General features: G+C 63.3%; 22 protein-coding genes. 10 read left to right on the top strand and 12 right to left on the bottom strand.

Features of this window, described 5'->3' with window-relative positions; translation table 11 throughout:
- Positions 1–10: 10 nt before the first annotated feature.
- Together WD767_01865 and WD767_01860 are read right to left on the bottom strand one after the other, a co-directional pair.
- The gene (locus WD767_01865; protein MEX2614818.1) at positions 11–685 is read right to left on the bottom strand and encodes a nitroreductase; all 675 of its coding nucleotides are present in this window, start codon (positions 683–685) and stop codon (positions 11–13) included.
- 202 nt (positions 686–887) lie between these two features.
- On the bottom strand, positions 888–1,094 hold the full coding sequence (locus WD767_01860; protein MEX2614817.1) for a YdcH family protein: 207 nt from the start codon (positions 1,092–1,094) through the stop codon (positions 888–890).
- 125 nt (positions 1,095–1,219) lie between these two features.
- Between WD767_01860 and WD767_01855 the strand changes: the two genes are divergently transcribed.
- Positions 1,220–1,858 (top strand): UbiX family flavin prenyltransferase, encoded by a 639-nt coding sequence (locus tag WD767_01855; GenBank protein MEX2614816.1) that lies wholly within the window; start codon positions 1,220–1,222, stop codon positions 1,856–1,858.
- Here the strand turns inward: WD767_01855 and WD767_01850 are convergent.
- Entirely contained in the window at positions 1,836–2,345 is a 510-nt protein-coding gene (locus tag WD767_01850; GenBank protein MEX2614815.1) for a TIGR02444 family protein, read from the bottom strand. The genes WD767_01855 and WD767_01850 overlap by 23 nt on opposite strands.
- Before the next feature lie 5 nt (positions 2,346–2,350).
- Positions 2,351–3,436 (bottom strand): ATP-dependent 6-phosphofructokinase, encoded by a 1,086-nt coding sequence (locus tag WD767_01845; GenBank protein ID MEX2614814.1) that lies wholly within the window; start codon positions 3,434–3,436, stop codon positions 2,351–2,353.
- 106 nt (positions 3,437–3,542) lie between these two features.
- On the opposite strand from WD767_01845, the gene WD767_01840 reads away from it, so the two are divergent.
- The gene (locus tag WD767_01840; GenBank protein ID MEX2614813.1) at positions 3,543–3,755 is read left to right on the top strand and encodes a DUF465 domain-containing protein; all 213 of its coding nucleotides are present in this window, start codon (positions 3,543–3,545) and stop codon (positions 3,753–3,755) included.
- An 18-nt stretch (positions 3,756–3,773) separates the two neighbouring features.
- Here WD767_01840 and WD767_01835 read toward each other — a convergent pair whose 3' ends face one another.
- On the bottom strand, positions 3,774–4,541 hold the full coding sequence (locus tag WD767_01835; protein MEX2614812.1) for a GGDEF domain-containing protein: 768 nt from the start codon (positions 4,539–4,541) through the stop codon (positions 3,774–3,776).
- A gap of 207 nt (positions 4,542–4,748) precedes the next feature.
- Between WD767_01835 and purE the strand changes: the two genes are divergently transcribed.
- The 4 genes from purE (at position 4,749) to WD767_01815 (ending at position 8,232) form a co-directional block, all read left to right on the top strand.
- The gene (purE, locus tag WD767_01830; GenBank protein MEX2614811.1) at positions 4,749–5,240 is read left to right on the top strand and encodes a 5-(carboxyamino)imidazole ribonucleotide mutase; all 492 of its coding nucleotides are present in this window, start codon (positions 4,749–4,751) and stop codon (positions 5,238–5,240) included.
- Entirely contained in the window at positions 5,233–6,333 is a 1,101-nt protein-coding gene (locus WD767_01825) for a 5-(carboxyamino)imidazole ribonucleotide synthase (GenBank protein MEX2614810.1), read from the top strand. The genes purE and WD767_01825 overlap by 8 nt, the downstream gene beginning before the upstream one ends.
- Positions 6,334–6,424: 91 nt before the next feature.
- A complete protein-coding gene (locus tag WD767_01820; protein MEX2614809.1) occupies positions 6,425–7,306 on the top strand; it encodes a sulfurtransferase in 882 nt (293 codons plus the stop codon).
- A gap of 89 nt (positions 7,307–7,395) precedes the next feature.
- Complete coding sequence (locus WD767_01815) at positions 7,396–8,232, top strand: SDR family oxidoreductase (GenBank protein MEX2614808.1); 837 nt, start codon at positions 7,396–7,398, stop codon at positions 8,230–8,232.
- 13 nt (positions 8,233–8,245) lie between these two features.
- Here WD767_01815 and WD767_01810 read toward each other — a convergent pair whose 3' ends face one another.
- Complete coding sequence (locus WD767_01810) at positions 8,246–8,683, bottom strand: aldehyde-activating protein (GenBank protein MEX2614807.1); 438 nt, start codon at positions 8,681–8,683, stop codon at positions 8,246–8,248.
- A gap of 158 nt (positions 8,684–8,841) precedes the next feature.
- On the opposite strand from WD767_01810, the gene WD767_01805 reads away from it, so the two are divergent.
- Complete coding sequence (locus WD767_01805; protein MEX2614806.1) at positions 8,842–10,176, top strand: acetyl-CoA hydrolase/transferase C-terminal domain-containing protein; 1,335 nt, start codon at positions 8,842–8,844, stop codon at positions 10,174–10,176.
- Between the two features lie 80 nt (positions 10,177–10,256).
- Positions 10,257–10,691: a nitroreductase family deazaflavin-dependent oxidoreductase gene (locus WD767_01800; protein ID MEX2614805.1), complete on the top strand. Its 435-nt coding sequence runs from the start codon at positions 10,257–10,259 to the stop codon at positions 10,689–10,691.
- 51 nt (positions 10,692–10,742) lie between these two features.
- On the opposite strand, the gene WD767_01795 is transcribed toward WD767_01800, so the two are convergent.
- From WD767_01795 to groES, 4 genes are all read right to left on the bottom strand, one after another.
- Positions 10,743–11,117, bottom strand: coding sequence for a nuclear transport factor 2 family protein (locus WD767_01795; protein MEX2614804.1), 375 nt, complete (start codon positions 11,115–11,117; stop codon positions 10,743–10,745).
- A 47-nt stretch (positions 11,118–11,164) separates the two neighbouring features.
- On the bottom strand, positions 11,165–12,217 hold the full coding sequence (locus WD767_01790) for a zinc-binding dehydrogenase (GenBank protein ID MEX2614803.1): 1,053 nt from the start codon (positions 12,215–12,217) through the stop codon (positions 11,165–11,167).
- A 161-nt stretch (positions 12,218–12,378) separates the two neighbouring features.
- Complete coding sequence (groL, locus tag WD767_01785) at positions 12,379–14,040, bottom strand: chaperonin GroEL (GenBank protein ID MEX2614802.1); 1,662 nt, start codon at positions 14,038–14,040, stop codon at positions 12,379–12,381.
- Between the two features lie 38 nt (positions 14,041–14,078).
- Positions 14,079–14,366, bottom strand: coding sequence for a co-chaperone GroES (gene groES / locus WD767_01780; protein ID MEX2614801.1), 288 nt, complete (start codon positions 14,364–14,366; stop codon positions 14,079–14,081).
- A gap of 174 nt (positions 14,367–14,540) precedes the next feature.
- Between groES and WD767_01775 the strand changes: the two genes are divergently transcribed.
- Positions 14,541–15,416, top strand: coding sequence for a DMT family transporter (locus tag WD767_01775; GenBank protein MEX2614800.1), 876 nt, complete (start codon positions 14,541–14,543; stop codon positions 15,414–15,416).
- Here WD767_01775 and WD767_01770 read toward each other — a convergent pair.
- Positions 15,411–16,580, bottom strand: a complete 1,170-nt coding sequence (locus WD767_01770) for a mandelate racemase/muconate lactonizing enzyme family protein (protein MEX2614799.1) — start codon at positions 16,578–16,580, stop codon at positions 15,411–15,413. The genes WD767_01775 and WD767_01770 overlap by 6 nt on opposite strands.
- 120 nt (positions 16,581–16,700) lie before the next feature.
- On the opposite strand from WD767_01770, the gene WD767_01765 reads away from it, so the two are divergent.
- Positions 16,701–17,516 (top strand): nitroreductase family protein, encoded by an 816-nt coding sequence (locus WD767_01765; protein MEX2614798.1) that lies wholly within the window; start codon positions 16,701–16,703, stop codon positions 17,514–17,516.
- Here WD767_01765 and WD767_01760 read toward each other — a convergent pair.
- A complete protein-coding gene (locus tag WD767_01760) occupies positions 17,503–18,717 on the bottom strand; it encodes an MFS transporter (protein MEX2614797.1) in 1,215 nt (404 codons plus the stop codon). The genes WD767_01765 and WD767_01760 overlap by 14 nt on opposite strands.
- Positions 18,718–18,721 lie beyond the last annotated feature (4 nt).

Raw genomic sequence — 18,721 nt, 5'->3', positions numbered from 1 at the left:
CGGCACGCCCTCAGTCGGCGTGGAAGGTGGTGAAGGCCTCGACCGGTTCGCGCACTGTTTCCAGCCTGTTGATGACGGCCGAGGTATCTTCCCTGCCCAGCGACATGCCGCAGATAATGGCTTCGGAATCAGGAATGCCGACCTCTTCGCGCACGATCTTGTGGTAATTCGCGAAGGCCGCCTGCGGGCAGGTTTCCAGCCCCTGCCCCCGCGCCGCCAGCATCACGTTCTGCAGGAACATCCCGTAATCGAGCCAGCTGCCCCAGTTCATGTCCTGGTCGATGGTGAATATCATGCCGACAGGCGCATCGAAAAAGGCGTAGTTGCGGCCGCTCTGCCGGCGCATGCCTTCCTTGTCCTCGCGGGTGACGCCGACCAGCCCGTACATGTCCCAGCCGACCTTGCGGCGGCGGCTGACATAGGGTTCGCGCCACTTCTCCATGTAGTACAGGCGCTCGTTCTGATGCGCCCCGGGGTCCTCGTAGAAAGCATCGAGGATCGCCTTCGACAGCCTTTCTTTCTTCGCGCCCGTCAGGACGTGGACTTTCCAGGGCTGGGTATTCGTCCCACTCGGCGCGCGGCTCGATACCGCAAGTATATGTTCGATGGTTTCCCGGGAAACCGGGTCCGGCAGAAAGGCGCGCACGGACCGGCGATGGAGAATGGCGTCGTCGACAGAAATCATGAAGGTGCTCTTCGGGCGTTGTTACTGCGGGATTCAACACCCCGTTGTCGCAGCCCATGGAGCGCGAATCAAGCAGCAGTCCGCCAACCGGCCCCGGCGACGCCGCCAAGCCCGCAGTTTTCCATCGCTTCCGCTGCTGATTAAGGCAGATTCACGCTCATAACCGGATACGGAAATAGCCTCCGGTTATCGGCGATCCGCCTTAGCGAAGCGTCAGGCGCTGCAGTTCATCCTTGATTGCAAGCTTCTCGCGTTTCAGATGGGCGACGGTGCCGGCATCCGGCATCGGACGCCCTACCTCGTGATCCAGCGCGGATTCGAGGGAGGCATGCCTTTTCTTCAGCGACGAAATTCTCGGTTCCGCGGACTTGGTGGAGGAACCTCGGTTTTCAGCGGTGATTTCAGTCATCCTCGTCTCCCTTGCTGTGATGCAATATGGCGAATAGTGTGGTCGCCAACTCCTGAAGATTGGATGAATAATGGTACACCTTTCCGGTCGTCCTGTCTGCCCATCGGTTACAATTTTGGTGTCGCATGACCGATTTCGAAAGTCCTGAAAAGCGCCGCCTGGTCGTCGGCATTTCCGGAGCGTCCGGTATTATCTACGGAATCCGTATGTTACAGGCGCTGCAGCGAATTCCGACCGTCGAAAGCCACCTGATTGTCAGCCCGGCGGCCGAGATCACCCTGGCCTGCGAAACCGACATCAAACTGTCGGCGCTGCACGACATGGCCGATATCAGTTACCCTGATTCGGATATCGGCGCCGCCGTCGCCAGCGGATCGTTCCAAACGGCAGGCATGGTAATCGCGCCCTGTTCGGTCCGCTCCATGTCCGAAATCGCGACCGGCGCCACGGCAACCCTGCTGACCCGGGCAGCGGACGTCGTGCTGAAGGAACGCCGGCGGCTCGTGCTGATGTTGCGGGAAACGCCCCTGCATTCAGGGCATCTGCGCAACATGCTGGCGCTCAGCGATATGGGCGCGATCATCGCGCCGCCCGTGCCCGGATTTTATGCCAGGCCCAGAAGCATCGAGGAAATGGTCGATCATTCGGTCGGCCGGGTACTCGACCTGTTCGGCATCGATACCGGTACGGTGCGCCGCTGGGGCGAAACGCCCGCGGATGGCAGCAAGCCGGTGCGGGCCGTCAGGACGGGGAAACCCCGCTGAGCGCGCCGGCGACAATCCCCAAATCCGCGCCGGCGGACGCTACATTCGAAACCCGCGCATAGCATTCAAGGTTGGCCTGCGCCAGACCGCCGATGTCCCTTCCCCCGACTGGCGCGGGTATGGGAAAAGTCTGCCACATCGCATCCTGCAACAGCCGCTCCGAATCCAGTTCCAGCCGCTGCACGTCCTTCCGCAGCGCGTCCCCGGCAGGCGCGGCGACCGGCGCGATACCGCCGCGCAGGGCGCGCCGGACGGCTCGCAGCGGCCGGATGACCTCCCGGCGCCAGGCCTTCGTACCGTCCGTAATGGCGGTGATGGCAGCCGCTTCCAGCGCGACGCCCTGCCCGGCCGCCCAGCAGCAGTACAGGATGATATTGACGTCCAGGCCGTGGCGGTCCTGAAGCCGCAGACAGGCCGGCGCGACCCCGTCCCGGCCATAGAGCATCAATGAAAACCGCCAGAACGGGTTTACCGCCGCGTCCGCCATCGCGATCACTGATCGCCAAGGCAGATTCCGAGCCCCCGCGCGGTCCGCACCATGGCGCCGTCGATATCGACCACGGCAGGCGCCGCCACCGCCGTATCGATATCGAAGTCGACCACGTGTCTGTCCTGCCAGGCGACCATCCGCCCGAACCGACCCTGCTTGATCAGGTCGACCGCCTGGACACCGAAGACGGATGCCATCAACCGGTCGCGGGCATTCGGCGCGGCCCCGCGCTGCACATGTCCCAGCACCGTGACGCGGACTTCCGCATGCGTGGTCTCCGCCAGCCGTTCCCCCAGGAAATGGCCGACGCCGCCGTAGCGGGACTGGCCGCCGGCATATTTCTGGACAATCCGGTTGCCTGATTCGTTCGGCACCGCTTCGGCCACGACGACCAGCGCAAAATCGCGGCCTATTTCGTTCAACTCGCGGATCTTGCGCACGACGTGTTCGATCCGATAGGGGATCTCGGGCACCAGGATGACATCGGCGCCGCCGGCAATTCCCGCATTCAGCGCGATATGCCCCGCATCGCGCCCCATGACTTCCAGGATCATGACCCGCCGATGGCTGGCCGCGGTCGGCTGCAACCGGTCAAGTGCTTCCGTCGCAATAGCGACCGCCGTATCATAGCCGATCGACACTTCCGTTACGCCGATATCGTTATCAATCGTCTTGGGAACGCCGACGAAGTTGATCCCGCCCTGTTTCGCCAGCCGGTTCAGGATCGCAAGGCTGCCATCGCCGCCGATCCCGATCAGGGCGTCCAGACCCAATGCATTGTATCCGGCGACGACTTCCTCGGAACGGTCAATCGGCTCCCCGTCGAGCTGTGGAAAGGCAAAGGGATCGCCTGTATTGGTCGTGCCCAGTATCGTGCCGCCGCGCCGCAGAATTGTGCCATCGAAGAATGCGGGCTCCAGCAATCGGGCGCGCGGCGGCGATTCCATCAGCCCCAGTGTACCCTGCTCGATTCCGAAGACCTGCCAACCGTAGCCCGACGCACGTTGCACGACCGCACGCAACAATGCATTAAGACCGGCACAGTCTCCTCCGCTGGTCAGCACCCCGATCCGCTTTCTTTCAATCATCCCGCTACTCCTGACAAATCAGAAACATGACAACCGATTGCCGGTGTAGCAAGCCGCCGGTTTCTGATAGAATACCCCCCTTTAAGCAACTATGTATCGACCGGCCATGAACGAAACAGACGATGAAATCGCAGATCTGCGCCGCAGACTCGCAGAACTTCGAACAGAACATCGCGACCTCGACGACGTCATAGCACAACTGATCGAGAATGCGCCGTTTGACCAGTTACAGTTACAGCGGTTCAAGAAACGGAAACTCGGCCTTAAAGATGCGATTGCGCGGATCGAGGACGAACTGGAACCCGATATCATCGCCTGAACGCGGCGCCGACAACATTCAGGCGGCGGAATCGTCGGCGGCGTCACGCGCTATTCCGGGGTGACGCAATGCGCGGTCGGTCGCGTTCATCGCGGCACTGGCGTCCTCGTTTGGCTGCAGCGGATGGATGCCGGTACGCAAGGCAAGCCAGATTTCGTGCCCTTCCCAGAATAACGGCTGCGCCGCAACCGCCGCCGCAAGGGCATTGCCCCGCAACCGCGCATCATCCGGCTGCTCGCCGATCAAGATCAGCCCGAACTCCGCCCCGCCGAGCCGGCCGACGACCGCGCCGTCCGTCAGCCGGTCCTGCAGGATCGCGGCGACATACTCGATCGCGGCATCGCCCGCCGCCAGGCCGTACCGGATATTGAGTTCCTTGAGATCCTCAATCTCCAGGAACATCAGCGAACTCCCGGAATCATGCTGGCGCGCGATTGTCAGCGCCCGCGACAGCTCCCGCACGAAAGCGCGCCTGTTTAGCGTTGCCGACAGCGAATCCTGATCCGCCAGGGCATTGAGGTAATCCAGCCGTCGCCCGCTCTGCGCCAGAGATTCGCGTAGCGACGCCACTTCGGCGATCAGTTCTCCGATAGCCGCGCGCACTTCCGGCGTCAGGTCGTTTTCGTCAATGCCGTGCAATGCCGCCATGTCGTGCGGTTCCCCGGAGTCCCGGCGCCGTTCCTCCCGTCCCTCCGGCGATGTCGCCGTGGCATCGGGCGGCGGAACCGAACGTTCGGTACCGATCCGCCGGGCGGACGAAATCGGCGGTGTTTCTTCAACTTTCATACTGAGCTCCCTCACACGTCAATTTGCGCGAAAGACAGTGTTGAGTTTCCGGAACGATACCGGAAAACGCCCAAAATGGCGAATATCCGCTATTGGGTGCTTTTAGTCCCAGCGTTTCGCCATTGCCTCCTTGCATGCCGCATTGCGATTCCTATACTGCGCTGCTTCCGCGCCGGCATTAACAGGCGCATAGCATTTGGAACCGCCATGCCCGAAACAGCCAGGGTCGGCATCATCATGGGTAGCCAGTCGGACTGGGACACCATGCGGCACGCCGCCGATATCCTGTCGGCGCTTGACGTCGCCCATGAAACCCGGATTGTGTCCGCCCACCGCACGCCCAAACGCCTGGTCGAATATGCGGAAACCGCAAAGAGCCGAGGTTTACAGGTTATCATAGCCGGCGCCGGCGGCGCCGCCCACCTGCCCGGCATGACGGCGGCAATGACCCCGTTGCCGGTATTCGGCGTTCCGGTTGAAAGCAAGGCGCTGAGCGGAATGGACAGCCTGCTGTCGATTGCACAGATGCCCGGCGGCATCCCCGTGGGCACGCTTGCCATCGGCAAGGCGGGCGCCACGAACGCCGCCCTGCTTGCCGTCGCCGTGCTGGCGCTGGGCGACCAGGCGCTGGCGCAGCGACTGGACGACTGGCGCGCCAACCTGACGGCCGGCGTCGCCGATTCGCCCCGCGATGACTGAAGCAGTTGCGAACGGCCTTCCCCCCGGCAGTGTCATCGGCATTCTGGGCGGGGGCCAACTGGGCCGGATGACCGCCCTTGCCGCGGCGCAGCTCGGCTACCGCTGCCATATCTACGACCCGGATCCGGGCGGTCCCGCCGCGCAGGTCGCGGCCTTCGAGACCAATGCGGAATATGAAGACACCATCGCCCTGGATAGCTTCGCCAGTGCGGTGGATGTGGTGACATTCGAATTCGAGAATGTGCCCGTCGACACTGCGCGGCATCTCGCCCGGCGGATCCCCGTCCGGCCCAGCCCCAAATCGCTGGAGGTCGCGCAGGACCGCATCGTCGAGAAGGCCTTTCTGAACGAGATCGGCGTGCCCACGGCCCCCTATGCGGGCATCGAAACCGTCAGGGAGCTCTCCGCCGCCCTGTCCCAGATCGGTCGGCCGGCGGTGCTGAAGACCGTGCGGCTGGGTTATGACGGTAAGGGTCAGGTCATGATCGGTCCGGAAAGCCGGGCTGCGGAAGCCTTCGCGGCGATGGGCGCTTCGCGCGGCATCCTGGAGGGATGGATCGATTTTGAAATGGAAATTTCGGTTATCGTCGCCCGGGGGCTGGACGGCGCCATGACCACCTACGACCCTTCGGAAAACCGCCACGTCAACCACATACTCAAGACCAGCCTGATTCCCGCGCAAATCACGCCGACAATTGCAACCGAAGCGCAGGACATCGCCGAACGGATCGCCACCGCGCTGGACCTTGTCGGATTGCTGGCAGTGGAACTCTTCGTCACCCGGCGCGGGACGTTGCTGGCCAACGAGATCGCGCCGCGCCCGCATAATTCGGGGCATTGGACGATGGATGCCTGCGCCACGGGCCAGTTCGAGCAGTTCGTGCGCGCTATCTGTGGCCTGCCGCTCGGCGCGGTCACCCGCCATGCGGACGTGACCATGACAAACCTGATCGGCGACGAGGTCTATGACAGCTACAGCGTGCTGGCCGAACCCAACGCGCGGTTGCACCTGTACGGAAAGAACGAGCCCCGGACTGGCCGCAAGATGGGCCACGTCAACCGGCTCTATCCGCCGGGCGGCCTGCCACGCTGATTCGCCGTCTCCCAATTGATCGCGACCGGCGCTGCGTCATAGACTGCCGCCTGCCCGCAGCTTCCCGGGTCCCGGCAGTGAGGTGAATGAAATGTCCGCTTACCGTTATCCTGACGCCATCGTGGAAACCGACTGGCTTGAAGCGAATCTCGAGAACCCGTCGCTGCGCGTTTTCGACTGCACGGTCCACCTGCTGTATGACGAGGCCCCGCCGGGAAAGCCCTACCGGGTGAAAAGCGGGCGTGAAGATTACGAGCGGGGACATATTCCGGGCGCCGGTTTCCTTGATTTGCAGGGTGAATTGTCGAACGCTGATTCCCCGTACAGTTTCACCCTGCCCACCGCGGCGCAATTCGCGGCCGCGATGGCGAAACACGGCGTCGGCAACGATACGCGGGTAATCCTGTACAGCACCGCCAATGCGCAATGGGCTTCGCGGATATGGTGGATGCTGCGCGCCTTCGGTTTCGACAATGCGGCGTTGCTGAATGGCGGCTGGCAGAAATGGATGGCGGAAGGCCGCCCGGTTTCGACCGGCCCCGCCGCCACACCAGCTCCCGGCAATTTCACCGCCTGCCCCCGGCCCGGCCTGTTTACGGGCAAGAAGGAAGTGAAGGCCGCTATCGGCAGCGCCACGGCCTGCACGATCAACGCCCTGGCGCCGGACCTGCACCGGGGCGAGAACGCGCGCTACGGGCGGCCCGGTCGGATTCCCGGCAGCGTCAATATCCCGGCGGCCAGCCTGCTGAACCCCGCTGACAACACGTTTCGCCCGGCGGACGAGGTCGCGGCGCATTTCGCATCCGTTGGCGCCGCCCCGAAGAACCGGATGATCGTCTATTGCGGCGGCGGCATCGCGGCCACGCTGGACGCCTTCCTGCTGCATCAGCTTGGCTACGAGGACGTCACCGTCTACGACGATTCGATGAGCCAATGGGCCAGCGACGAATCCCTGCCCATCGAGGTCGGATAGCGCCCGCAGGGCGCACATTGCCCGCAGCCGCGCCGGTAGCTACACTTTTTCAAGTAAGTTCATCATTTTAAGGAAAGTTGGTTCGCACCATGTCTAATGAAACCAGTAACGTCGAGGGGCCGCTTGCGGTCATCACGGGCGCGGCGCGCGGGATTGGCGCCGCGATTGCGCAGCGCCTGTCCGATGCGGGCTATGCGGTCGCCATATGGGATTTTAACGGCGGCGGTGCGGCGGAAACGGCGGCCGCGATGGTCGCCGCCGGCCGCCGCGCGGTCTCCGCGAAGGTCGACGTCGCCGACGAGAAAATGGTCGAGGCCGCCACCAAAGCGGCGGTAGCAGCATTCGGCACCCCTGCCCTGCTGGTCAATAATGCGGGTATCCGGCACCGCGAACCGCTGGAAACGCTGAAGCGCAGCAGTTGGGAACGCGAGATTGCAACGAACCTCACCGGACCGATGGTGTGCACGCAGATCATGGGACGGCTGATGCTTGCCGCCGGCAAGGGGTCCATCGTCAATATCGCATCCATGTCGGGCTCCTATGGCCAGGCGATGCGCGGCGCCTATACGCCGACCAAGGCCGGGATCATCGGCCTGACCAGCCTGACCGCCGTGGAATGGGGCGGCCGGGGAATCCGCTGCAACGCCGTCAGCCCGGGCATGATCTCGACCCCGGCGCATGTGGAGGCCTACAGCAACGAGGCGCTTTTGGCGGCGCGCGAGGCGATGATCCCCCTGGGCCGGGTCGGCGACGGCAACGACATCGCGGATGTCGTCGTCTTCCTCGCCTCGGACGCGGCGCGCTATATCAACGGCGCCAATATTCCCGTCGACGGCGGCGTGACCAAGGCGTTGCTGGCGCTGATGCCGGTGCCCACGGCCAATGGCGAAATCGAAACGACCCTGTCGCAGCTCGGCCTGCGCTAGCGGGGGCCGCGCGTCACAGCCTGTAGCGGATTTCCGTGGGCGTCCAGCGGGACTTGCGGCGCGCGAGCCGGTCATCCGTCGCTTCGCCATCATGGGTCAGCGGCACACCGGTGCGGTTGCGGAAGGCTTCAATGCCGAGGCCCCGCGCATTGGCGATCGACAGCCATTTCTCGCCGTCAGCCATGATGACGCCCGCATAGACGCCGCAGCGGGCGCAGATCAGGAACGAGGCCGTCCCCGAGCCGAAACTGTAGGTCGTCAACTGGTCCGCCGCGACGGTGATGACCGCCCGTCCGGCGGCTTCTGACACCGTCAGCGAGCCCTGCCGGATGCAGAAACCGCACTGGCAGGACCGCACCTGCATCTCCTCGGCGGGTTGGGTAAAGGCCAGATCCATCGCGATGGCGCCGCAATGGCAACTTCCTGAATGCCTGTGGCTTGGCTCGTTCATCCTGGACCTCCGGGTTTGCCGCATCGGGTATGCGGGCGAGTATCGGGCGGCTACCGGATCGACGTCAACCGGCGCAAGCCGCGTCGCTTGACAGCGTATGGCTGTCCTCAAATAGTGCCGCCCATGCGTGAAATACGCATGAACGGGAAGCGAACCTCATGACGGACCGGCGCGGCGGAAAACAGGCGAAGCATATTTCTGCGACGGCCGCTGCGCGGCTCGTGAAATCCGGCGACTGGGTCGATTACGGCATAACCCTCTCGCAGCCGGACGTGTTCGACATCGCCCTTGCGGCGCGCAAGGCGGAATTGCGGGACGTGAGGTTCCGCTCCTGCATCACGATGAAGCCCCGCGCGGTGCTCGAATGCGACCCGGCGGGCGAGCATTTTTTCTGGTTCAGCTGGCATTTTTCGGGATACGACCGCAAAAAGCACGATGCCGGCATCAGCCACTATATTCCGGTCAATCTGGGCGAAATTCCGGACTACTACCGCCGCTTTATCGACCGGGTCGATGTCGCCGTCATCAAGGTCTGCCCGATGGATGCCGACGGGTACTTCAACTTCAGCGGCGCCGGACTCTGGCATCGCGCGGTGGTCGAGCGCGCCACCATTGTCATCGTCGAGGTGACAAAAGGCCTGCCCCATTGCCATGGCGAGAACAACGCCGTCCACGTCAGCGAGGTGGATTATGTGATCGACGGCGACGATGCGCCGGCCCCGGAACTGCCCGGCGCCCCGGTCACCGATGTCGACCGCGCGGTCGGGTGGCTCATCGCGAATGAAATCGAGGACGGCGCCTGCCTGCAGATCGGCATCGGCGGCATGCCCAACGCGGTCTGCGCCGCGCTACGGGAAAGCGGGGCCGGGAAACTTGGCATCCATTCCGAAATGCTGACGGACGGGATGATCGACCTGTATAAATCCGGCCAGGTCACCGGCTCGGAGAAAACGCTGCACAAGGGCAAGGTCGTTTACAGCTTTGCGCTGGGTTCGCGGTCGCTATACGAGACAATCGACCGCAATCCCGATTTCCTGTGTTGCCAGGTGGACCGGACCAATCCGCCGCACGTCATCATGCGGAACGATCGCGTCGTCGCGATCAATAACACGACGCAGATCGACCTGCAGGGCCAGGCGGCATCGGAATCCGACGGGCACCGCCATATCAGCGGCACCGGCGGGCAGTTGCAGTTTGTCCGGGGCGCGTACGCCTCGTCCGGCGGCAAATCGTTCATCTGCCTCGCATCGGTTTTCGAGCGGCGGGGAATCCGCAAGAGCCGAATCGTCCTGAACCTGACGCCCGGCAACGTCGTCACGACGCCCCGCTCCGACGTGATGTATGTGGTGACCGAACACGGCATGGTGAACCTGAAGGGTAAATCCGTGGCGGACCGTGCCCGGGCGCTCATTTCCATCGCGCATCCGGACTACAGGGACGACCTGGAACGCCAGGCACGTGAAAACGGCCTGATACCAAAGGGCTATGGCTGACGGGAAGCAGGCGTTTCCGAGCCACGCCGCCTTCGTGTATCGTGGCGGCAACGGGTCTGTAACAGGATTGGGAGAATGTCATGGCCGAATATATTCCGCCCGCGCTGGACTGGGTGCGCGAACAGGTTGAACTGTATGAAGGCAGCGGCGGCACGAAGGGCACCACGCTGCGCGATACCGGATTGCCCTGCATCATCGTCACACACAGGGGCAACAAGACAGGCGCCATCCGCAAGATCCCGGTTATGCGGGTCAAGGTCGGCGACGGCTATGTGATCGTCGGATCCTATGGCGGCCGCGAGAAGAATCCGGTCTGGGTCTATAACCTGCGGGCCAACCCGGATGTGGAAATCCGTGACGCAACCGAGGTCTTCAACATGCGGGTACGCGAGGTCGAGGAGGATCCCGAACGCAAGGCGCTGTGGGACGCGGCCGCCAGGGCCTTTCCGCCCTATCTCGACTATGAGAAAAAGGCGCCGCGCAAGATCCCCGTCTTCATCGCCGAGCCGGTCTGAACCGGGACAACGCAAGCTGGCAACCCCGCCGCCGGCTTGCGCCCGCCCGGTTTAGGCGGGCAGCTTCGTCGACTGCCAGGTGACCATGCGCCAGGTCCCGTTCTGGTTCTGGTAGACATCGGTGAACCGGACACCGAACGTGTTCGGCGTGCCGTTCGACAGGACGCTGATCGTCGCCACCCCCGTCAGCACCACCGCATCGCCCAGATCCTGCGCCACGACATCCGACGGCACTACCGAGGTATAGACCGTGGCGCCCGATTCCATATTGCCGATCAGGCTGTCCTTGGTATCCATGCGCGCCGAGGAATGGGTATAGATCAGCCCCTTGCACAGCATGTTCTTCAGCTTGGCGATGTCCTTGTCCGCCATGGCCTGCATACGCTCCCTGTCGAGCGCAATAATCCGCGCGCCGTTGTCACTCATGGGTCTTCTCCGTTTCTGGGTTGTCAAATACGATGCGCCGGAAGGCCTCAGTTCGGCAGGATCACCGCCTTGCCGTCGACCTGCCTGTCGAACAGCCTGTAGGCTTCATCGGCCTGGTCGAGCGTCCAGCGATGGGTGAACAGCCGCTCCACGTCGATATTGCGGTCGGCGACGAATTCGGCGCATTCAGCCTGGATGTTCTTGGAAAAGGTCCAGGACGCCATCAGGGTGATCTGGCGGCGCAGCATGTCCGGGCTGACCTCCAGCGTCACTTCGCCGCCCTCGCCCACATAGCAGGCCGTCCCCCAGGACCGGGTCGCCTGCACCGCGGCGCGGCGGGCCTGCGGCGCCGATGAGCAATCCATCGTCTTGTGCGCGCCTTCGCCGTGGGTCAGTTCGCGAATGGCTTCGACCGGATCGTTGCTGCCCGGATTGATGACCTCGTCGGCGCCGAATTCGCGCGCCCGTTCGCAGCGCTCGGGCGAGATATCCAGGGCGATGACCCGGGCGCCCATCGCCTTTGCCAGTTGCGTCGCCGAAAGACCGACCGGACCCTGGCCGAATATCGCAATGGTTTCCTCGCCATGCAGCGACAGGCGCTTCAGCGCCCCATAGGCCGTGCCCGTACCGCAGGAAATCGCGGCGCCGGTTTCGAAGGACAGCGCATCCGGCAGCGGCACCAGCGTCGAAACCGGCACCTTCATGTAATTGGCATGGCCGCCATTACCGCCGGACCCGAAGACGATGGCCCCATCCAGACACATCTGCGCCCAGCCGGCGCTGCAATGCTTGCAGGTGCCGCAGCCCTGATAGTGGTGATCCATCACCCGCTGGCCGACACGGGCCTCCTGCGGGGTCACGGCCGAACCGACGGCGACGACGACGCCGCAGGGCTCATGCCCCGCGATCACCGGCACGTCGCTGCGCTTGATCCCGCCGCTGACCGCGCCCGAAGTCCAGGTATTGCGATACAGCTTGAGGTCGCTGCCGCACATGCCCGACGCCCTGATTTCCAGCACGACTTCGCGCGGACCGGGTTCAGGATCGGGAAATTCCCGGACCTCGATCTGCCGGTCACCCAAAAAAACTACGCCCCGCATGACACGCCTCCCGTGTGTGATTGTATTCGAACGACCGGCATGCCGGGTTCGATACATCCACTATTCCCCAATTCTGCCGGCAATTCCAGCCGAGCCCCCGCAAGAAAAGGCCGCGCCCCGGAGGGCACGGCCTTTCCACGAAACAGTGTGAGAGCGCAGTATCAGAAACCCATACCGCCCATGTCACCCATGCCGCCCATACCGCCCATATCGGGCATGCCGCCGCCCGCCGCACCCTTCTTCTCGGGCTTGTCGGCGACCATGGCTTCCGTCGTGATCAGCAGGCCCGCCACCGAGGCGGCATCCTGCAGCGCGACGCGGACAACCTTGACCGGATCGATGATGCCGGCCTTGACCATGTCGCAATACTTCGCGGTCTGTGCATCGAAGCCCCAATTGGGGTCGTTGTTTTCCAGCAGCTTGCCGGCAATCACCGAGCCGTCTTCGCCCGCATTGCTGGCGATCTGACGGCACGGGGTCTGGATCGCCCTGCGGACGATGTTGATGCCGACATTCTGGTCTTCATTGACGCCCTTGAGGTTCTTCAGCGCCTTGATCGAGCGCAGCAACGCAACGCCGCCCCCGGCAACGATGCCTTCCTCGACCGCGGCACGGGTCGCATTCATCGCGTCTTCGACGCGATCCTTGCGTTCCTTCACCTCAATCTCGGTCGAACCGCCGACATGGATGACCGCAACGCCGCCGGCCAGTTTGGCCAGCCGTTCCTGCAGCTTTTCCTTGTCGTAATCGGACGTGGTTTCCTCGACCTGCGCGCGAATCTGGTCGCAGCGGGCCTGGATTTCCTTCTTCTTGCCGGCGCCGTCGACGATAACGGTGTTGTCCTTGTCGATCTCGACCCGCTTGGCGCGGCCCAGCATGTCCAGCGAGACGTTTTCCAGCTTGATCCCCAGATCTTCGGAAATCACCTGACCGCCGGTCAGCACCGCGATATCGGCCAGCATGGCCTTGCGGCGGTCACCGAAGCCCGGCGCCTTGACAGCGGCAACCTTCAACCCGCCGCGCAGACGGTTGACCACGAGGGTCGCCAGCGCTTCGCCTTCGATGTCTTCGGCGATGATCAGCAGCGGCCGCGAGGACTGCACCACGGCTTCGAGCAGCGGCAGCATCGGCTGCAGGCCCGAAAGCTTCGATTCATGGATCAGGATGTACGGATCGTCGAGCACCACCTTCATCTTTTCCGCGTTGGTCACGAAATAGGGCGACAGGTAGCCACGGTCGAACTGCATGCCCTCGACGACTTCAAGGGAGGTGTCGAGCGACTTGGCTTCCTCGATCGTGATAACACCGGTATTGCCGACTTTCGCCATCGCTTCCGCCAGCATCTTGCCGACTTCGCTGTCGCCATTGGCGGAAATCGAACCGACCTGGGCGATTTCGGCGTTCGTGGTGACTTTCTTGGAGCGCTTGGCAAGGTCCGCGACAACCGCCGAAACAGCAGCGTCGATACCACGGCGCAGGTCCATCGGGTTCATGCCGGCGGCAACGGAACGCAGGCCTTCGCGCACAATGGCCTGGGCCAGAATGGTTGCCGTCGTCGTGCCGTCACCGGCAATATCGTTCGTCTTCGACGCGACTTCACGCACCATCTGGGCGCCCATGTTTTCGAACTTGTCTTCCAGTTCGATTTCCTTGGCGACCGTCACGCCGTCCTTCGTAATACGCGGGGCGCCGAACGACTTGTCGATAATGACGTTCCGGCCTTTCGGGCCGAGCGTCACCTTGACGGCATCCGCGAGAATATCGATCCCGCGCAGCATCCGCGTGCGTGCGTCGGTTGAAAATTTGACTTCTTTGGCAGCCATTTACCTTATCCTTTTCACTTGATGTCCGTCGTACTGAATTAGTTCAGTACGCCCATGACATCGGATTCTTTCATAATCAGCAGTTCTTCGCCGTCCAGCTTGATTTCAGTGCCGGACCATTTGCCGAACAGAATGAGATCGCCGGACTTCACGTCCAACGGCACGATTTCGCCCTTTTCATTGCGAGCGCCAGAACCGACCGCGACAATTTTGCCCTGCATCGGCTTTTCTTTCGCCGTATCGGGGATGATGATGCCGCCTGCGGATTTCGTTTCCTCTTCCACGCGGCGCACCAGCACACGATCGTGCAATGGTCTGAAATTCATTTGGTCTTCCCTCCGGTGATATCTTGTCTTGATGCAATAATCGTTTAGCACTCTTTGAGCCAGAGTGCTAAGGGGACTTAATACGCCAGTTTCCACAGATCAAGAGCTAGTTTCAGGGATACCCCATATGTTCGACAAATTTTTGTCCTTTCGCCCACGGCGCACCAAAATTCGATGACGCAGCGGGGACCGCAATCGTCGTTGCGCGGCATTGCCTACATGGTGCTAGCGCTGCTTTTGCTGACGCTCGCAGACGCGGCAACCAAATGGCTGGGCGATACTTTCCCTGTCTGGCAGATCGTCTGCCTGCGCGCCATGTTCATTTTCATCCCGGTCGGCATTCTGGCGGCGCGCACCGGCGGGCTTGCCAGCCTGCGGGTCCATGACCGGCGGGGTATGTCGATCAGGGCCTTCTTCTATATCGGCTCCACAACCCTGATCGCGACCTCCATGATCCTGCTGCCGCTTGCCGATGCGGCAACGCTGCTGTTCGCCGGGCCCCTGTTCGTGACCGCCCTGGCCAAACCGATGCTGGGCGAGCATATCGGCTGGCGGCGCTGGGTGGCGGTGCTGGTCGGCTTTGTCGGCGTCGTCATCATGATGCGGCCAACGCCGGAGGCCATGCAGCCCCTGGCCCTGGTGCCGATCGTCGCGGCGCTGTTTTCCACATTTCGCGACATCGCCACCCGCCGGATCAGCGCCACCGAAAGCACCAACGCCATCATGGTGTGGTCGACCCTGGGGCTGGTCATCGTCGGGCTGCTGACGATTCCCTTCGGCTGGGTCGCGGTCGGCTGGGTCGATCTTTCCCTGCTGGCGCTTGCCGGAATCCTCGGCGGCGTCGCCCATATCCTGATGGTCGAAGCGTTCCGGGTCGCGGAAGCGGCGCTGGTCTCCCCGTTCAAGTATTCCGCCGTGATCTGGGCCGTGGCCCTGGGCTACTTCATCTGGGGCACGGTTCCGGACCAGTTCATTCTGGTCGGCGGCAGCTTCGTGATCGCCAGCGGGCTCTATATCCTGCACCGGGAAACCCGGCGCAGGAAGTCATGACCTGACCGCCACGCGATTCACGAAGTCGTAATCGACCGTCACGCCCAGCCCCGGCCGGTCCGGAATCTCGATATAGCCGTCCACGGCGATGAAGTCCTCGACCGCAAGTTCGCGAAGGATCGGGTTCGCCCCCAGCGAATACTCCAGAATGAATGCGGTGGATGCGACCGCCGATACCTGCAATCCGGCCGCGAAGGCCAGCGCCCCGCCCCAAAGATGCGCCGCGAAGCGGATCTGATGCGCGCTGGCGATGGCCTCGATCCGCATCGCCTCGGTGATCCCGCCCGCGATAGCGAGGTCGGGCTGAAATATATCCGCCGCCCGTAACAGCGCCAGGTCGCGAAAATCGAAGCGGGTAAATTCGCTCTCGCCCGTCGCAATGGGGATGTCGGTGCCGGCGCGGATTTCCGCCAGGCCGATCTTGTCGTCCGCCGTCACCGGTTCTTCGAACCAGGCGATATCGCAATCGGCGACGCCCCGACAGAACCGCTTCGCCTCGGCGACATTCATCGTGCCATGCGCGTCGCACATGATATCGATATCGTCGCCCAGCCCGGCCCGCGCGGCGCGGACACGGGCGATGGAATTCTTCACCTCGCCATCCCCCGCCCCGACGCGCATCTTCACCGCCTTGAAATTGCCGCTGTCGATGAAGCCCTGAAGTTCGGCGGCGATCCGGTCCGCCGGCGCCCAGCCGCCCGATGCATAGGCCGGCATCCGTTCGTGGCGCCGCCCGCCCAGCAGCCGCCAGACCGGCGCGTTGAGCGACTTGCCCAGGATATCCCACAGCGCCATGTCGATGCCGGCAATGCCGCAGATATTCAGCCCCTGGCGCCCCAGCACCGGGAAGACATGGCCGCGGTCCAGCGCGAAATGGGCGCGGCTGCCGTTATACATCACGTCCCACAGCCGCGAGATATCGCGCGGGTCCTCGCCAATGATCTGGGGACCCAGTTCCTTTTCGATAATGGTGCCGAGTGCATGATTCGTGCTGGCGCTGCCCACCGCCGCCTTCGCCTCGCCATGACCGACCAGGCCGCATTCCGTCTCGACTCGCACCAGGGTCGTATCGAATGAGGAAATCCGGCCGAAATCGGTAACATGCTGCCGTTCGGGCGGTATCGGCACATGCAGCCAGGTCGCGGTGACGGATTTGATTTTCATGACGGCTCTCCCTGTTTGAAGACGGCAGACTAGCCACGCCTCCGGCCTCGCGCAATCGGCCCCTCGGATGCTATGACCTGTCCGGACACTCGTCAGATAGCGGCATGGGAGAGAAGTGAAATGAAAACAATCGCGGAACTGTACAAGGCCCGGTTCGGCATCGAGCGGGATATCGGCAGGGACATGAAGGCGGAAGGCGCCGTCGCCGGGATCCTCAATCGGCGCTCGATCCGCCGCTATACCGACGAGCCTGTTTCCGACGACCTGCTGGATGTCCTGCTGGCCTGCGCGCAGTCCGCCCCGGCGAAGTCCGACCTGCAGCAATATTCCATCATCGTCGTGACCGACCCGAAATCCCGCGAGGTCATCGGCGACTGGGAGGGCAAGGCGCCGGTCTTTTTGATGTTCTGCGCCGATAACCGCCGGATCCGGCGGCTGGCCGAAATCCGGGGGCACGATTACCAGAACGACAATATCGATACCTTCATGAACGGCTGCATCGATGCGGCGCTCGCCATGCAGTGCTTCATCAACGCCGCGGAATCGGTCGGGCTCGGCTGCTGCCCGATCAGCGGGGTCCGCAACCGGATCGAACTGATGTGCGAATTGCTGGCGCTGCCGGACGGCGTCTTCCCGATCTGCGGGCTCACCGTCGGCTGGCCCGCGGTGCCAGGATTTATATCGATGCGTCTGCCGCCGGCCAGTGTCGTACACCGCGACAAATACGACGATTCCAGCCTGGAGGCGGAAACCGACGCCTATGACAGGCGGCGCCACGCCATCTACGCCATTCCGCCGGAAAAGCAGCGCCACACGGACAAATACGGCGCGCTCGACTTCTGCGGCTGGTCGGAGAATGCCACCCGTCAGTTGTCCCTGCCGGAACGCGCGGGCTTCAAGGCTTTTTTGAATTCACACGGTTTCAGACTGGACTGACCCGCGCCGCGCCGATGGCCGGGCGCAGCAGGAAGCAAAGCGGTATCGTCAAAAAGATAACGCAACCGACAACCGCAATCGTCGCCGGTATACCGATGATATCGCCAAGCAGGCCATAACCCAGCGGCGCCAGGATTCCGCAGGCGGATCCCAGCGTGTAGAACAGACCAAAGGCCCGCGACTGCCGGTCGCCTTCCACCAGATCGCCTATGGTTCCATACAGCACCGACGAGGTGCCGTTCAAGGCGACTCCGATAAACGGCAGCAGGAAGAAGGACCAGGGGCTGGGCAGGACCAGCGTCAGCAGGATGCCCACGCCCGTGGCGATTTCCGTCACGACGACCGTGCGGATGACGCCGATCCGGTCGGCCAGGTAACCGCAGGCCAGCTTACCGACCATGCCGCCCGCGAAGACCATGACCACCGCCATCGCCGCCCATCCTTCCGGCACGTCGCGGGCGATCATCAGGAAGGCGAGAAAGGTCAGGAATCCGCTGCGCGTCACGCTGTCCAGCACCGCGATACCGCATAATGCGGAAAACCCGCTGCGGTCCCGGATGCCCCAGCCCTGCCGCACCGGCAACGCCTCATGATCATGTCGCCGGGCGGGCGCGCCGGCGGCGCCGAGCGCACCGAGCGATACAAAGACGGCCAGGCCAACCGCTATTCCCGTACCGCCCGCGACAAGTACGGGCACGTTCCAGGCGAATCCGGCGCCGATCATCAGGCTGGTGAAACCGGCAAAGGCGATCTTGCCGACATCGCCAAAGAAATTATACGTGCCCAGCGCGCCGCGGCGGCCGCCGCCGTCATAGGCGCCGGAAATCAGCGACGAACAGAGCGGATGCTGTACCGCATTGCCACATCCGGCCAGGAACAGGAACGTCAGCAGGGTCAGAAACCCGGAGGACAGGCCGAGCAGCAGGAAGGCGACGCCGCTGCAGATGGTGCCAAGCGCCAGCATGCTGCGCTCGCCAAGCCGTTCGGACAGGATTCCCGCCGGCAGCTGGAAAATCGACATCGCCGCCTTGTTGGCCGCCCGGATCATACCGACTTCGGCAAAGGACAGGCCGAAGGTCTGCGCCAGCAGCGGCAGCAGCGGGTACAGCATGTCCACCATGCCGTCATGCTGGCTATGGGCCAGGTTGCAGGTGACGAGAATCCGGCGGCGCCGGCTGCGCCCCTCCGCCACGACTGTCATTCGG

It is taken from the genome of Alphaproteobacteria bacterium (assembly GCA_040905865.1).
Lineage (GTDB): Bacteria > Pseudomonadota > Alphaproteobacteria > UBA8366.
Note: the sequence above shows the minus strand (reverse complement) of the source record. Positions and strands in the feature narration are given on the sequence as shown.

Excerpts from the sequence above, each read along its gene's own strand:
- WD767_01795 (MEX2614804.1), bottom strand. The coding sequence starts at position 11,117 with ATGAGTGACAACGGCGCGCGGATTATTGCGCTCGACAGGGAGCGTATG.
- WD767_01855 (MEX2614816.1), top strand. The coding sequence starts at position 1,220 with ATGACCGATTTCGAAAGTCCTGAAAAGCGCCGCCTGGTCGTCGGCATT.
- WD767_01840 (MEX2614813.1), top strand. The coding sequence starts at position 3,543 with ATGAACGAAACAGACGATGAAATCGCAGATCTGCGCCGCAGACTCGCA.
- WD767_01770 (MEX2614799.1), bottom strand. The coding sequence starts at position 16,580 with ATGAAAATCAAATCCGTCACCGCGACCTGGCTGCATGTGCCGATACCG.
- WD767_01775 (MEX2614800.1), top strand. The coding sequence starts at position 14,541 with ATGACGCAGCGGGGACCGCAATCGTCGTTGCGCGGCATTGCCTACATG.
- WD767_01765 (MEX2614798.1), top strand. The coding sequence starts at position 16,701 with ATGAAAACAATCGCGGAACTGTACAAGGCCCGGTTCGGCATCGAGCGG.
- WD767_01865 (MEX2614818.1), bottom strand. The coding sequence starts at position 685 with ATGATTTCTGTCGACGACGCCATTCTCCATCGCCGGTCCGTGCGCGCC.
- WD767_01860 (MEX2614817.1), bottom strand. The coding sequence starts at position 1,094 with ATGACTGAAATCACCGCTGAAAACCGAGGTTCCTCCACCAAGTCCGCG.
- groL (MEX2614802.1), bottom strand. The coding sequence starts at position 14,040 with ATGGCTGCCAAAGAAGTCAAATTTTCAACCGACGCACGCACGCGGATG.
- purE (MEX2614811.1), top strand. The coding sequence starts at position 4,749 with ATGCCCGAAACAGCCAGGGTCGGCATCATCATGGGTAGCCAGTCGGAC.
- WD767_01805 (MEX2614806.1), top strand. The coding sequence starts at position 8,842 with ATGACGGACCGGCGCGGCGGAAAACAGGCGAAGCATATTTCTGCGACG.
- WD767_01810 (MEX2614807.1), bottom strand. The coding sequence starts at position 8,683 with ATGAACGAGCCAAGCCACAGGCATTCAGGAAGTTGCCATTGCGGCGCC.
- WD767_01815 (MEX2614808.1), top strand. The coding sequence starts at position 7,396 with ATGTCTAATGAAACCAGTAACGTCGAGGGGCCGCTTGCGGTCATCACG.
- WD767_01820 (MEX2614809.1), top strand. The coding sequence starts at position 6,425 with ATGTCCGCTTACCGTTATCCTGACGCCATCGTGGAAACCGACTGGCTT.
- WD767_01760 (MEX2614797.1), bottom strand. The coding sequence starts at position 18,717 with ATGACAGTCGTGGCGGAGGGGCGCAGCCGGCGCCGCCGGATTCTCGTC.
- WD767_01845 (MEX2614814.1), bottom strand. The coding sequence starts at position 3,436 with ATGATTGAAAGAAAGCGGATCGGGGTGCTGACCAGCGGAGGAGACTGT.
- groES (MEX2614801.1), bottom strand. The coding sequence starts at position 14,366 with ATGAATTTCAGACCATTGCACGATCGTGTGCTGGTGCGCCGCGTGGAA.
- WD767_01850 (MEX2614815.1), bottom strand. The coding sequence starts at position 2,345 with ATGGCGGACGCGGCGGTAAACCCGTTCTGGCGGTTTTCATTGATGCTC.
- WD767_01835 (MEX2614812.1), bottom strand. The coding sequence starts at position 4,541 with ATGAAAGTTGAAGAAACACCGCCGATTTCGTCCGCCCGGCGGATCGGT.
- WD767_01790 (MEX2614803.1), bottom strand. The coding sequence starts at position 12,217 with ATGCGGGGCGTAGTTTTTTTGGGTGACCGGCAGATCGAGGTCCGGGAA.
- WD767_01800 (MEX2614805.1), top strand. The coding sequence starts at position 10,257 with ATGGCCGAATATATTCCGCCCGCGCTGGACTGGGTGCGCGAACAGGTT.
- WD767_01825 (MEX2614810.1), top strand. The coding sequence starts at position 5,233 with ATGACTGAAGCAGTTGCGAACGGCCTTCCCCCCGGCAGTGTCATCGGC.